Source organism: Jannaschia helgolandensis (genome assembly GCF_900109285.1).
Lineage (GTDB): Bacteria > Pseudomonadota > Alphaproteobacteria > Rhodobacterales > Rhodobacteraceae > Jannaschia > Jannaschia helgolandensis.
The window spans coordinates 253,742-266,087 of sequence record NZ_FNZQ01000003.1 but is presented as its reverse complement, the minus strand read 5'-3'; the positions used below and the strand labels follow the sequence as shown (position 1 = coordinate 266,087).

15 protein-coding genes are annotated in these 12,346 nt (G+C 63.0%); 5 read left to right on the top strand and 10 right to left on the bottom strand.

Translation table 11 applies throughout. From position 1 onward, the window contains the following. Positions 1–5 precede the first annotated feature (5 nt). Positions 6–188 (top strand): hypothetical protein, encoded by a 183-nt coding sequence (locus tag BMY38_RS10280; protein ID WP_092762492.1) that lies wholly within the window; start codon positions 6–8, stop codon positions 186–188. 37 nt (positions 189–225) lie between these two features. Here BMY38_RS10280 and rpe read toward each other — a convergent pair whose 3' ends face one another. Further along, a complete protein-coding gene (rpe, locus tag BMY38_RS10275) occupies positions 226–915 on the bottom strand; it encodes a ribulose-phosphate 3-epimerase (protein WP_092762490.1) in 690 nt (229 codons plus the stop codon). A 30-nt stretch (positions 916–945) separates the two neighbouring features. Continuing rightward, positions 946–1,515 carry a 5-formyltetrahydrofolate cyclo-ligase gene (locus BMY38_RS10270; RefSeq protein WP_175495841.1) on the bottom strand — a complete coding sequence of 190 codons (570 nt, stop codon included), beginning with the start codon at positions 1,513–1,515 and terminating at the stop codon, positions 946–948. On the opposite strand from BMY38_RS10270, the gene BMY38_RS10265 reads away from it, so the two are divergent. Next, positions 1,514–2,113: a VOC family protein gene (locus BMY38_RS10265; RefSeq protein WP_092762486.1), complete on the top strand. Its 600-nt coding sequence runs from the start codon at positions 1,514–1,516 to the stop codon at positions 2,111–2,113. The two genes, BMY38_RS10270 and BMY38_RS10265, sit on opposite strands and share 2 nt — an antisense overlap. Beyond that, positions 2,110–2,496 carry a metallopeptidase family protein gene (locus BMY38_RS10260; protein WP_092762484.1) on the top strand — a complete coding sequence of 129 codons (387 nt, stop codon included), beginning with the start codon at positions 2,110–2,112 and terminating at the stop codon, positions 2,494–2,496. The genes BMY38_RS10265 and BMY38_RS10260 overlap by 4 nt, the downstream gene beginning before the upstream one ends. A gap of 60 nt (positions 2,497–2,556) precedes the next feature. On the opposite strand, the gene BMY38_RS10255 is transcribed toward BMY38_RS10260, so the two are convergent. The 5 genes from BMY38_RS10255 to BMY38_RS10235 form a co-directional block, all read right to left on the bottom strand. Next, positions 2,557–3,075 carry a CarD family transcriptional regulator gene (locus BMY38_RS10255; protein WP_092762482.1) on the bottom strand — a complete coding sequence of 173 codons (519 nt, stop codon included), beginning with the start codon at positions 3,073–3,075 and terminating at the stop codon, positions 2,557–2,559. Positions 3,076–3,322: 247 nt separating this feature from the next. Next, complete coding sequence (gene fdxA / locus BMY38_RS10250; RefSeq protein WP_092762480.1) at positions 3,323–3,658, bottom strand: ferredoxin FdxA; 336 nt, start codon at positions 3,656–3,658, stop codon at positions 3,323–3,325. Between the two features lie 155 nt (positions 3,659–3,813). Then, positions 3,814–4,185, bottom strand: a complete 372-nt coding sequence (locus tag BMY38_RS10245) for an Hsp15 family ribosome-associated heat shock protein (protein ID WP_092762478.1) — start codon at positions 4,183–4,185, stop codon at positions 3,814–3,816. Beyond that, the gene (locus tag BMY38_RS10240) at positions 4,182–7,085 is read right to left on the bottom strand and encodes a helicase-related protein (protein ID WP_092762476.1); all 2,904 of its coding nucleotides are present in this window, start codon (positions 7,083–7,085) and stop codon (positions 4,182–4,184) included. The genes BMY38_RS10245 and BMY38_RS10240 overlap by 4 nt, the downstream gene beginning before the upstream one ends. After that, positions 7,085–7,702: a tetratricopeptide repeat protein gene (locus BMY38_RS10235; protein WP_092762474.1), complete on the bottom strand. Its 618-nt coding sequence runs from the start codon at positions 7,700–7,702 to the stop codon at positions 7,085–7,087. Before BMY38_RS10235 ends, BMY38_RS10240 begins: the two co-directional genes overlap by 1 nt. A gap of 51 nt (positions 7,703–7,753) precedes the next feature. Here BMY38_RS10235 and BMY38_RS10230 point away from each other — a divergent pair, with 51 nt between their 5' ends. Next, positions 7,754–8,038, top strand: coding sequence for an SCP2 sterol-binding domain-containing protein (locus tag BMY38_RS10230; protein WP_092762472.1), 285 nt, complete (start codon positions 7,754–7,756; stop codon positions 8,036–8,038). A gap of 2 nt (positions 8,039–8,040) precedes the next feature. Then, on the top strand, positions 8,041–9,000 hold the full coding sequence (locus tag BMY38_RS10225; protein ID WP_245737565.1) for an alpha/beta hydrolase: 960 nt from the start codon (positions 8,041–8,043) through the stop codon (positions 8,998–9,000). Positions 9,001–9,003: 3 nt separating this feature from the next. On the opposite strand, the gene BMY38_RS10220 is transcribed toward BMY38_RS10225, so the two are convergent. Genes BMY38_RS10220 through proS form a run of 3 tightly spaced genes read right to left on the bottom strand, consistent with a single transcriptional unit; the run spans position 9,004 to position 12,327 of the window. After that, on the bottom strand, positions 9,004–9,678 hold the full coding sequence (locus tag BMY38_RS10220; RefSeq protein WP_092762470.1) for an ABC transporter ATP-binding protein: 675 nt from the start codon (positions 9,676–9,678) through the stop codon (positions 9,004–9,006). Then, positions 9,671–10,951 carry a lipoprotein-releasing ABC transporter permease subunit gene (locus BMY38_RS10215; RefSeq protein ID WP_092762468.1) on the bottom strand — a complete coding sequence of 427 codons (1,281 nt, stop codon included), beginning with the start codon at positions 10,949–10,951 and terminating at the stop codon, positions 9,671–9,673. Before BMY38_RS10215 ends, BMY38_RS10220 begins: the two co-directional genes overlap by 8 nt. A 35-nt stretch (positions 10,952–10,986) precedes the next feature. Beyond that, a complete protein-coding gene (gene proS / locus BMY38_RS10210) occupies positions 10,987–12,327 on the bottom strand; it encodes a proline--tRNA ligase (RefSeq protein ID WP_092762466.1) in 1,341 nt (446 codons plus the stop codon). Positions 12,328–12,346 lie beyond the last annotated feature (19 nt).

The following is a 12,346-nucleotide window of genomic DNA, read 5'->3' as shown; positions in this document are numbered from 1 at the left end:
AGCCCATGATCGGACAGACAACACCCGGCCGCCGCAATATGCATCTGGCCTATCTGCTGCTGGCTATCCTTGCCGTCGCAGCGTTGACGCCCGTTGACGCGGTGCACATAGAAACGGCCAAAGTGCCGGATAGTCTCGCGCCGCAACACGCTACAGGGCCGGGACCGTGGCCCGGTTTCAAGCACTGAACAGTGCTCCCGCCCCAATCTGACGCCAATTGCGCTATCAGCGTTCCGCAGCCGTCCGGATCGCCGCTATGTTACGGCCATAGGGTGCAGGGTCTGTGACCGAACCATCGCGAAACACCGCCGATCCGGCCACCAGAACATCCGCCCCGGCCGCCACGACCAAGGGGGCAGTGTCCGGATCAACGCCGCCATCCACCTCGATATGAACCGGCCGGTCTGCGATCATCGCACGCAAATCGCGAATCTTCTCGACCTGTGAATGTATGAATTTCTGCCCCCCGAAACCGGGGTTCACGGTCATTACGCAGATCATGTCGACATCGTCCAGCAAGGAAGCAACAGCCGATGCCGGCGTGCCGGGGTTCAACGCCAATCCGGCTTTCGCGCCCGCGCCCCGGATCGCCTGAAGCGTGCGATGGATATGCGGTCCGGCTTCGACATGGGCGGTGATGATATCTGCACCGGCCTGCGCAAAGGCGTCGATATAGGGATCGATCGGCGCGATCATCAGATGTACGTCCATTACACCCTTGATGTGGGGCCGGAGCGCCGCGCACATCGCCGGGCCGAAGGTTATGTTCGGCACGAAATGTCCGTCCATGACGTCCACGTGAATCCAGTCCGCCCCCTGCCTCTCGACCGCCGCGCACTCCGCTCCGAAATTGGCGAAATCGGCGGCGAGGATCGACGGTGCGATCTTGACGGTGCGGTCAAATGTATCAGTCATCCGGGCCTCGGGGTTTGAGATGCCGTCCGATTACACCGTGCCGTCCGCGCCGAAAACCCCTGCATCGGTGATGATGTATGGCAGGGTGATGTCGGTTCGCTCCTGCGGGATGGCCTCGACGCGCTGCGCTTCCAGGGCAAACCCGACGGCCAGCGCATCACCCATGCCCGCCAGCGTTCGGTCATAATACCCCCCGCCATAGCCCAGCCGCCCGCCGCCCGCATCGAACCCGACCATCGGCAGGATCAGCACATCCGGGACACGCCAGCCACCCTCGGTTGGGACAGGCACACCGAACGCGCCCTTCTCCAGCGGACAATCGGGCCACCATTCCCGGAATCGCAACGGCGCACCGCGCGCCGTCACGACCGGAACGCAAATACGATTATCCCGGGCGAGAACGCGCATCGCATGGGTCGGGTTGGCCTCGGACCCGATCGGCAGATAGCCTGCGATGGTTCGTCCGCGCAGACCCATGAGCCGCGCGTACAGGCGCGTGCCCGCCATGGCACGGCGCAACGGCCCGACTCCATCGCGGGCGGCAAGACACTCCTTGCGCAATTGCGCCTTCCGCGCCGTCAGACTAGCGTCGTCCCCCATGACAGACTTTGACCACTTCGCCATCTCCGCCGCAACGCTGGATGACGGCGCGGCCCATGTCTTGACCCATCTGGGGCATCATATGGGTCCGGGCGGCAAACATGCGCTCATGTCGACGCACAATCGTCTGTCCGGTCTGGCGGCGGGTGAGTATTTCGAAGTCATAGCGATCGATCCTGATGCGGTTGCGCCGGATCGACCGCGCTGGTTCGACCTGGATCGCCGTGCCGGACTGCCCCGGATCGGCAACTGGATCTTGCGGACCGACGATCTGGATGCGCTTGTCGCTCGCTTTCCGCAGGCCGGACGCCCGCTGTCATTCGCGCGCGGCGCATTCCGCTGGCGCATGGCAGTGCCCGATGACGGGATACTTCCGTTTGATGGATGTTTTCCTGCCTTGATCCAATGGGACAGCCCGGCACCGACGTTTCCGGACAGCGGTTTGCACCTTGCGGAGCTGACGCTGACGCACCCCGACGAAGGGCTGACGGCGTGTATCGCCGATCTGACAGACGATCCGCGAATCACGGTCACGGTCGGTCCCCGGCGAATAACGGCACGGATCGGCACGCCTTACGGAATGCGCGTGATCGCATGATCGCTCCCGATATCGAGGATCTGCGCAAGATCGCCGAGGCGACGCGCGCCGCGTTTCCCTCGCCCTTCGCGGGCCTGGCAGCCGATGTCAGGCTGTCGGTGGAGGATTGGCCGTCGGATGATCTGCTGGATGAGATGGAGATCGAGGACGCCTATGACCTGACCGGCCTTTACGAGGGTGTCGCCCTGACCCAGCGGTCGGTGGATTATCCCGACCCGCCCTCGACAATCTTTTTGTTCCGTCGCCCGATTCTGGATGAATGGGCGGCGCGCGGGGACGTCACGCTGGAAGCTTTGGTGGCGCATGTCACGGTTCACGAATTTGCGCATCACTTCGGTTGGTCAGACAGTGATATCGCGCGTATCGATGAATGGTGGACCTGACGCGGGAAAGGCGCCCCGAAGGACGCCTTTCAGCTTTCAAGATACTGTATATGAACGATCTTATGCGGCCGCAACGCGTGCCGAAAGCACTTCATCGACAGCTTTGAGGGCACCGTCCTCGTCCATGTCGGCATTCACGGCGGCAAGTTCGCGGGTCAGGCGATCCAGCGCAGCTTCGTAAAGCTGACGCTCGGAATAGGACTGTTCGCGCTGTTCATCGTTGCGGTGCAGATCGCGTACGACCTCTGCGATGGCGATCAGGTCGCCGGAGTTGATCTTGGCTTCGTATTCCTGTGCCCGGCGCGACCACATCGCACGCTTGACGCGGGCCTTGCCCTTGAGCGTGGTCATGGCCTTCGCCACAACTTCGGGTGACGACAGCGAACGCATGCCAACGTCGGTCGCCTTGTGAGTCGGAACCCGCAGCGTCATCTTGTCCTTTACGAAATTGATGACGAACAATTCCAGCTCAAGGCCAGCGACCTCCTGTTTTTCCACGGAGACGATCTGACCTACGCCGTGGGCAGGATAGACGACGAAATCATTCGGGCTAAAGTCGAGCTTCTTGGACATGGGCATCCTTTCGATGTCTCAATTCGCGCATCGGCCTGGTTTTACAGGCAAAAAACACCGGCCACGGGCAAGCCCGTAGGTCAGGTCATATGCAATTTGATGTCGGCCCTGACGCAGTTGCGTGTTTTTGGGGGTCGGACACAGTGGAAAATGGGAAGGAAATCCCCCGCTATGTCGACGACCATACCACAAAAACAGGCACTGCGAAAGTGTCATGCACGCTGACCCATCTGGCCGCGCTTGAATCAGAACCTCAGCCGCCCTCGCCGGGGGCTTCCGAAAACAACTTTATCTTGTCTGGCTTGCCGTCCATTTCCTCGGCATTCGGCAGAGGGTCCTTCTTGGTAATGATGACAGGCCAAAGTTCGGAATATTTACGATTGAATTCAACCCACTTCTCCATATCCGGCTCGGTATCGGGACGGATCGCATCGGCGGGGCATTCCGGCTCGCAGACGCCGCAGTCGATGCATTCGTCAGGATGGATGACCAGCATGTTCTCACCCTCGTAGAAACAATCCACGGGGCAGACCTCGACGCAGTCGGTATATTTGCATTCGATGCAGGCGTCATTGACGATATAGGTCATGAAACGTGTCCTTATTCGGGTCGAAATCCGTCTAGCCCCCCCGCCGGGGGGGTTCAAGCGGGGCTGACGGGGCTGTGACTTACCTGCGATATGGGGCGGCAGATGCGGTATTACGACAGGGCCAACCAAGGTATTACGCCGGTATTACCGCCGCGTCACTGTCGGTGCGTCTCATCGTCGCGCGCGGCATCCATGCGCCGCCGGTCGCGCCCCGTGGGACGAGGGCCGACACGCGGCACGGGTTTGGGAGAGTGATCGGTATAAAGGGCCTGCGCTTCGGACGCGGGGCCCCGACGCACGGCCAGTGCCACGATTTCGACCACGCGGATGCGGTCGCCTGCCGTGAAGGTCAACGTATCGCCCGGCACGACCGGCAAGGCGGGTTTGCCGACTTTTTCGCCATTTACCCTCACCCGCCCATCGCTCACCGTTCGAGCGGCCAGGGTGCGCGTCTTGTAGAACCGCGCCTGCCACAGCCACTTATCCAGCCGCTGCTTCGGCGCGGGGTCTTCGGACTGTCCGGTCATTTGTCCTTAAGTGCGGCAAGCGCCGCGAAGGGATTGTCGGGGTCGATGGGCTTGTCGCGCTTGGGTTTGGCTTCATAAGTTTTGGGCCCGCGATCACCTGCGGGTTTGCCTTTGCCGCCTTCACGCCGCCCGCCACCTTTGCCCTGCGGCTTTCCACCCTTCCGGGCAGGCTGGTCGCCCTCACGGGCCTGATCGCGCCCCTGATCTTTACGCGGACCGCGATTGTTCTGGCGGCGCGGTGCCCAGGTAAAGGTATAGAAAACCTCGAGTTCGGGTGCATCAGCGGCGGGTGCATCAGCAGCGGGTGCGGCGGCGTCGGTCTGGCCCGACATTTCAGGCGGCACTTCGGTTGGAGGCGTCGCCGGGCCTTCCGGTGGGTCGATGACCGGAGTTTCGGCAGGCGTCTCGCCAGGCACCTCGGTCGGCGGTGCGGGCGGAGTTTCCGCAGGCTCCTGCACCGGAGTTTCCTGCGGCGTTTTCGTCGGCTCGTCCGGCGTGTCGGACTTGGCGGAGACCGGCTTTACCTTCGGTCGCTCGCCCTTTTCGGCATTATAACCCAGACCGCCCATCAGGTCGGAAAACTGCTCCAGCGTCATGCCGGTGATCGACAGCATGTCGGGTGTCGCCTCGAAGCCGCCGCGCGAATCGGCAGGACGCAGCAGGTCGGCCAACCGTTCCAGCATGTCGATGCGGATCGCCCGCGCGCCGGCCTGCCGGTAACCGGCCATCGTGTAATAACCCTGCGGCGCACCAGCGGCGGCGGGCACGGTGACCAGACCGGGCGGGGGCGCTTCGGGAAATTCCTGCAAATCCTGCACCAGCGCCCAAAGCACAAGCCGCAGGCGCGTAGGCGCGGGCTTGAGCAGCAATTGCTGGAAAATGGTGAATTGGCCAAAGCGGACGCCATGCTTGCGCAGTTGCCCGCGGGCATCCTGATCCAGGTCCTTCACCTCCTGCGCGACGTCGGCACGGGGCAGGACACCAAAGGATTCAAGCATCCGGAACGCGAACCCGCGCGCCAGTCCGGTCAACGTCTCGTCTCGGGACATCGCCATGAGCGGGTCCATCGCGGCGGCGACCTTGCGGTCGATGAAGTGCTGCAACCGGCGCGTGACCTTTTGCATGACCTCCGGCCCGGCCTCGTCATCGACGAAGGCTTCGACGCCAGGCCTGAGCGGCTCGGCCCCCTTGACCAGCTTGCCGACGGCCTGATCGCCCCACATCAGGCCACCCTGCTCGGTGAAATCCATCTCGGTATCGGGCGCATTGTAGAAACGGTCTGCGCGGAGGTGGAATTCGGGCCGCAGCGCCTGGGTCGCGGCCTGCCGCACGGTTCTGGCCTCGTCCGGGGACGCGGTTCCAGTCTGATGGAATCGAAAGCCTTCGAGACGACCCAGCGTCTCGCCCTCGACGGTGACTTCACCTTTGTCGTTGATGTCGGCCAACAGGCCCTCCTTCATCTTCAGCCGCCGCAGCAGCACCGAGGTTCGCCGGTCGACGAACCGATTGGTCAACGCCTGGTGGAGCGCGTCCGACAGACGGTCTTCTATCGCCCGCGTGGCATCGCGCCAATGCGCATCGTTGTCCACCCAGCCCTTTCGCTGCGCAACATACGTCCATGTGCGGATATACGCCAATCGTTTGGACAACATGTCGATATCGCCGTCGGTTCGGTCGATGCGTTTAACCTGTCGGGCGAACCAATCGCCGTCGACACGACCCCGTTCGTGCAGAAATCCGAAGATGCGCGCCAGCATGGTCGTATGCTCGCCGTGGCTGATGCCCTGGAAATCGGGGATGCGGCAGACTTCCCACAACAGTTTCACATCGCGGGCATCGCGCAGGCGGACGGCAACGGTTTCCAGCTGATTCAAGGTCTTAAGCGACGACAGGTCATCCGCCTCGCGCCCCTTCGTCAGCTGAAGTTCGGTGCTGGGCGCTTCCAGAGAGGCGATGAGCGCTTCGGGGCTGCCGAAATCCAGACGATCATTGCGCCACATCAGGCGGTCGATGGGTTTGAATGTGTGAGATTGAATGGCCTCGACCAGCCCGTCCTCCAGCGGCGAAGCTTCGCCGGTCACGCCAAAAGTGCCGGGCTGCATATAGCGCCCGGCGCGTCCGGCGATCTGCGCCAGTTCATGCGGCATCAGGGGTCGAATGCGCTGCCCGTCGAACTTGGAGGTGGCCGAGAAAGCAACATGCCTGATGTCGAGGTTCAGGCCCATGCCGATGGCGTCGGTGGCGACGAGGTAATCGACGTCGCCATTTTGATACATCTCGACCTGCGCGTTGCGCGTTCTGGGCGAAAGCGCCCCCATGACGACCGCTGCACCGCCCTTTTGACGGCGCAGGAGTTCCGCAATAGCATACACATTATCGACACTAAATCCGACAATCGCGGTTCTGCCCGGCATTCGGCTTATCTTTTTCGAACCTGTATAGGTCAGATCGCTGAATCGTTCGCGCCGCGCGAACTGCACCTTGGGGATCAGCGCCGCGATCGAGGGCCGCATCGTATCGGACCCCATGAATAACGTCTCGTGCAGGCCGCGCATGTTCAGCAGACGGTCGGTGAAGACATGGCCGCGCTCCTGGTCGGCGCAGAGCTGGATTTCGTCGATGGCAACGAAGTCGGCGCCCATCCCCTGCGGCATCGCCTCGACCGTGCAGACCCAGTAGGCGGCACGTGGCGGCACGATCCGTTCCTCGCCGGTGACAAGCGCCACGACCGAAGGACCCCGTGCCGCAACTATGCGATCATAGACCTCGCGCGCCAGAAGGCGCAGCGGCAGGCCGATGATGCCGGTACGATGTGCCAGCATCCGCTCGATGGCGTAGTGAGTCTTGCCGGTATTCGTCGGTCCGAGGACCGCCGTTACCCGCCCGAGAGGGCTGTCCATCAGAGGGTCCGACCTCCGGTCGCGGCTTCAAGGCGCTCGACGGATCTGTTGACGTTTTCTTCGGCTGGAAAAATCTGCTGCGCGGCACGGAAGGCCCGGAGTGCCCCCTGCTCATCGCCAAGTTCTTCGAGGATGATCCCCAGGCCCGCCAGTGCACCGAAATGACGCGGTTCGAGAATCAGGACCTGCTCGATATCCGAAAGCGCCTCGCCGTATCGGTCGGTCAGGAAAAACGCGGTCGCCCGCTGGTTCCAGCCCTCGGCGAATTCGGGCGCATGATCGGTCAAAGCAGTCAGATGAGCGATGGCGCGGACGAAATCGCCGTCCTGCATCGCGTCGATCCCCCGTTGCAGAAGCAGGTCCAGCGTGGCGCTGCCCGTATGGGTCCAGCGTTCCTGAATTTCATTGGCCAGACGGGTCGCCTCGGCCGCATCGCCTTCGCCCGTAAGGGTTCCGAGCCGGTTCAGCAGGATCTGCGGATCAGCCTCGAGCGGCGCGATCTCGGACGGGGTCTCGGGTCCGGGGGTGTCGCCAAGCCCTTGCGCAACGGAATACGTGGCGTAACTACACAGCACCGCGACTGCGAGGGCCTTGAGAGTGACGCGCTGGTCAATCATCCTGTCCACGACCCAATCCCGCCATATCGGCGATCAGAATAAGAGGATTCCATGAGCGACATCATCAACGAGGCCGTCACGCAGCTTTCCACAAAGATTGGCACCTTCGACGGCAGCGTCAAGTTCGTGATCGAAAACGAAGGCGCAATCATGCTCGATTCCGATGGCGTGCGTGCCGGGGACGGCGACGCCGAATGCACGATGACCGCCGATGCCGAGACGTTCAAGGGCATCCTTGACGGCGATGTGAACCCGACGTCGGCTTTCATGACCGGCAAGCTGTCGGTCGATGGCGACATGGGACAGGCGATGAAGCTGGGCGCGGCACTGTCCTGACTGTGGCCGATACGATGGCCGATGGCGCGATCCCTTATCCGGCGGCCCCTTATCACGCCGATGTCGCTCGCGGCCCGGTCGAGGGGCGGGCCGTGTGGGCCACGACGTCGGATGGCATCCGCCTTCGGGTCGCGGTCTGGCAGGATGGGTCGCGCGGCACCCTGGTCATGTGTCCAGGGCGCACCGAATATGTCGAAAAATATTCCGATGCAGCACGCGAGATGCAGGCGCGCGGTTATGCCAGCGTTGCGATCGACTGGCGCGGTCAAGGTCTTTCGCCGCGACCCGAGCACGACAAGAACATTGGTCATGTGAATAATTTCAATTACTTTCAGCGTGACGTTGATGCATTACTTGAACTTTGTGCCGCGCTGAACCTTCCCCGGCCCTGGCACATTCTGGGACATTCGATGGGTGGCTTGATTGGGCTGCGCACTCTGATGAGAACCGACACTTTCGAAAAAGCCGTGTTCTCTGCCCCGATGTGGGGTCTGAAACTATCGCCCCACCGCCGCGCGATCGGATGGGGGGTGTCGGCGATGGCATCGCTCATCGGTCTGGGACAACGCTCGGCTCCGGGGTCGGGAAAGATCGCGGACCCGATAGACGCACCCTTCGATGACAATCTGCTGACCACCGACCCCGAGATGTTCGCCTGGATGAAACGTCAGCTTGCCGCGCATCCCGAACTGGCCCTAGGCGGCCCGTCGCTGGCCTGGATCTGGGCCGCGTTCCGCGAGATGCACACCACTGCGCGCGAGGCGGCGCCGAAGGTGCCCTGCCTGACGTTTCTGGGCACGGACGAGGGCATCGTATCCGACGATTCGATCCATGTTCGCATGGGTTCCTGGCCCAACAGCCAGTTGGAAATGATCGAGGGCGCGCGCCACGAAGTGCTGATGGAGACGCCCGAGACGCGGAACCGCGTCTTCGACCAGATCGCGGCTTTCCTGAACAAATAATCCCTAGGCCAGGCGCCCGCCGTCCAGCCGCAGCACGCGATCCATGCGACCCGCAAGCTCCAGATTGTGGGTCGCGATCAGCGCGGCCATCCCCGTCTCCCGCACCAGCGTCAACAAGGCTGCGAACACCGTGTCGGACGTTCCGGGATCGAGGTTGCCCGTCGGCTCATCCGCCAGCAGCAGGCCCGGCCCGTTGGCCAGTGCGCGACAGAAGGCGGTGCGCTGCTGTTCGCCGCCCGACATTTCGGCGGGGCGATGGTCCGCCCGGTGTGACAGGCCGACACGGCCCAGCAGATCCTCGGCACGGGAGCGGGCGGCACGGGCCGACACACCGTTGGCCAGTTGCGGCAGGATGATATTTTCGGCAGCCGTGAATTCGGGCAGCAAGTGATGAAACTGATAGATGAAACCGATGCGGTCTCGTCTGGCCCGCGTCCGCGAGCGGTCGGACGCACCCGTCAGGTCAGCACCGGCAATGGTGACAGTGCCGTCATCAGGCGTATCCAGAAGCCCCGCGATATGCAGAAGCGTCGATTTGCCTGCCCCGGACGGTGCGACGAGAGCCACGACCTCGCCCGCGTTCAGGGTCAGATCGACGCCGTTCAACACGCGGATCTCGCTGGGCTTACCCAGATGGTAGCCTTTCCGTATGCCGGACAGCCTGAGCGTCTCATTCATAGCGGAGCGCCTCGACCGGGTTCATGCGGGCGGCACGACGGGCCGGAAAGATCGTCACGATGAACGACAGCGTAAGGGACAGGGCCACGGCGGACAACACGTCTCCCAGTTCCAAACGGGCGGGCAAGGCAGAGATGAACCGCACGGAGGGGTCCCAGACACCGCCCCCCGCGACCCAGTTCACGAAGCTGAAGATCGGATCGATATAGAGCGCGAAAAGGCAACCGAGGATCACCCCGATCACGGTGCCGATGACACCGATGCCCGCGCCGCACAGGAAGAACACACGCAGGATGGTGCCTTCGGTCAGGCCCATGGTGCGCAGTATGCCGATGTCGCGGCCCTTGTTCTTGACCAGCATCACAAGGCCGGAGGTGATGTTCAGCGTCGCGATCAGCACGAGGATCGAAAGGATGACGAACATGATGTTGTCCTCCATCTGAAGCGCACGCAGGAATCCGCCCGCACTGTCGCGCCACGTCCAGACCCAGCCGTCCGATTCGACCGCGGCGAGAAGCGAGGGGCTGAGTGCGTCCACCGCCTCGGGGTCGGTGATCGAGACCTGGATTTCATCCGCGACGCCCTCGCGGTTGAAATAGGTCTGCGCCTCGGAGAACGGCATGTAGATACGGGTCAGGTCGATGTCGTAGCGTCCGACCTGAAAGACATAGGACACGAGATAGGATTTCACCCGCGGGCTGGTCCCGAAAGGCGTCTTCTGGCCGTCCGGCGAAATCAGGCGAATGCGGTCGCCCGCGCGCACGCCCAGCGTGTCGGCCAGATACCAGCCGATGGCGATGCCCTGTCCTTCGTCCACTCCGAAAGCCGCGATGTCGCCCTGCGATTGTTCGGGAGCCTGGACGCGCGGAATGTCGGCCAGATCGCCGGGCCGGATGCCGATGACCTGTGCGCCGGTGTTCGCGCCGTTGGCCGAGGCCATGACCTGCCCCGTCACCACCGGCACGGCGTGGGTCACGCCCGGCACCTGGGCCAGACTGTCGGCCAGCGCATCATAGTCGGGCGTGGTGCCGGTGAGCATGCCGTTGGGCTGCGCCTCGCCATAGGGACGGATCGTGGCATGGGGGTTGGCGCCAACAATCGTGTCGACGAATTCGTAGCGAAAGCCGGACCGCACGGCCAGCGTCGCGATCAGGGCGAAGACCGCCAGCGCGATGCCGACAAGGCTGATCCACGTCATTACCGAGATGCCGCCCTCGGACCGGCGCGCGCGCAGATAGCGCCAGGCGATCATCCATTCGAAACGGCTGAACATGGGGATGGCTCCGGCTGCATTGGGTTAAGGGCGGATCAAAGGTGCGGCGCGTAGATGTCTTTCAGGCGCGCGATGGCGGCCTGCGGCGTCACTTCCTCGGTCTCGCCGGTGCGGCGCGACGTCAGCTCCACCAGACCGTTCGCCAGCCCGCGCGGGCCGACGGTGATCCGCCACGGCAGGCCGATCAGGTCCATGATCGCGAACTTTGCGCCCGCCCGATCCTTGCGGTCGTCGTAGAGCGCCGTCAGGCCTTGCGCCGCCAACTCCTTGTAGATGCCTTCGCAGGCGGAATCGGTGCTGGCGTCATTCTGTTTCAGGTTCACGATGCCGACGTGGAACGGCGTCACGCCTTCGGGCCAGATGATGCCCTTGTCGTCGTGGCTGGCTTCGATGATCGCGCCGACAAGGCGGCTGACGCCGATGCCGTGCGACCCCATGTGCAGCGCCGTGGGCTTGCCGTCGGGGCCCTGGACCCTGGCGCCCAGCGCATCGGAATACTTGGTCCCGAAATAGAAGATCTGCCCGACTTCGATGCCGCGCGCGGACCGGCGGCGATCTTCGGGGACCTTGGTGAATTCAGCCTCGTCGTGGGTTTCGTCGGTGCGGGCATACAGGGTCGTGAATTCCTCCATGACACTGGCACATTGACCCACGTCGTCGTAGTCGATGTCGCGCTGGCCCAGCGAAATCTCGGTGACATTGCTGTCGTAGAACACCTCGGATTCGCCCGTGTCGGCCAATACCAGGAATTCATGGGTGTCATCGCCGCCGATCGGTCCGGAATCGGCGCGCATCGGGATCGCCTGCAGGCCCATCCGCTCGTAGGTGCGCAGATAGCTGACCAGATGGCGGTTGTAGGCATGCATCGCATCAGCACGGGTCAGATCGAAGTTATAGCCGTCCTTCATCAGGAATTCGCGACCGCGCATGACGCCGAAGCGCGGGCGCATCTCGTCGCGGAACTTCCACTGGATATGGTAAAGCGTCAGCGGCAAATCCTTGTAGCTGGCGACGTTCGAGCGGACGATATCGGTAATCAATTCCTCGTTGGTGGGACCGTAGAGCATCTCGCGGTCCTGCCGGTCGGTGAAACGCAGCATTTCCGGGCCATAGGCGTCGTAACGCCCGGATTCGCGCCAGAGGTCGGCGGATTGCAGCGTCGGCATCAGCATCGGGATGTGGCCCGCGCGCTGCTGCTCCTCATGGACGATCTGTTCGATGCGTTTCAGAACGCGATAGCCCAGCGGAAGCCACGAATAGATGCCCGCAGCGGACTGCTTGATCATGCCCGCGCGCAACATCAGGCGATGACTGACGATCTGCGCCTCGGAGGGCGTCTCTTTCAGGACGGGCAGGAAATAGCGGCTGAGACGCATGACAGGGCTCCGGGACGGC

Bases quoted from the DNA above. Each gene is read 5' to 3' on its own strand.
- BMY38_RS10280 (WP_092762492.1), top strand. From the start codon at position 6: ATGATCGGACAGACAACACCCGGCCGCCGCAATATGCATCTGGCCTAT.
- rpe (WP_092762490.1), bottom strand. From the start codon at position 915: ATGACTGATACATTTGACCGCACCGTCAAGATCGCACCGTCGATCCTC.
- BMY38_RS10265 (WP_092762486.1), top strand. From the start codon at position 1,514: ATGACAGACTTTGACCACTTCGCCATCTCCGCCGCAACGCTGGATGAC.
- BMY38_RS10270 (WP_175495841.1), bottom strand. From the start codon at position 1,515: ATGGGGGACGACGCTAGTCTGACGGCGCGGAAGGCGCAATTGCGCAAG.
- BMY38_RS10260 (WP_092762484.1), top strand. From the start codon at position 2,110: ATGATCGCTCCCGATATCGAGGATCTGCGCAAGATCGCCGAGGCGACG.
- BMY38_RS10255 (WP_092762482.1), bottom strand. From the start codon at position 3,075: ATGCCCATGTCCAAGAAGCTCGACTTTAGCCCGAATGATTTCGTCGTC.
- fdxA (WP_092762480.1), bottom strand. From the start codon at position 3,658: ATGACCTATATCGTCAATGACGCCTGCATCGAATGCAAATATACCGAC.
- BMY38_RS10245 (WP_092762478.1), bottom strand. From the start codon at position 4,185: ATGACCGGACAGTCCGAAGACCCCGCGCCGAAGCAGCGGCTGGATAAG.
- BMY38_RS10240 (WP_092762476.1), bottom strand. From the start codon at position 7,085: ATGGACAGCCCTCTCGGGCGGGTAACGGCGGTCCTCGGACCGACGAAT.
- BMY38_RS10235 (WP_092762474.1), bottom strand. From the start codon at position 7,702: ATGATTGACCAGCGCGTCACTCTCAAGGCCCTCGCAGTCGCGGTGCTG.
- BMY38_RS10230 (WP_092762472.1), top strand. From the start codon at position 7,754: ATGAGCGACATCATCAACGAGGCCGTCACGCAGCTTTCCACAAAGATT.
- BMY38_RS10220 (WP_092762470.1), bottom strand. From the start codon at position 9,678: ATGAATGAGACGCTCAGGCTGTCCGGCATACGGAAAGGCTACCATCTG.
- BMY38_RS10215 (WP_092762468.1), bottom strand. From the start codon at position 10,951: ATGTTCAGCCGTTTCGAATGGATGATCGCCTGGCGCTATCTGCGCGCG.
- proS (WP_092762466.1), bottom strand. From the start codon at position 12,327: ATGCGTCTCAGCCGCTATTTCCTGCCCGTCCTGAAAGAGACGCCCTCC.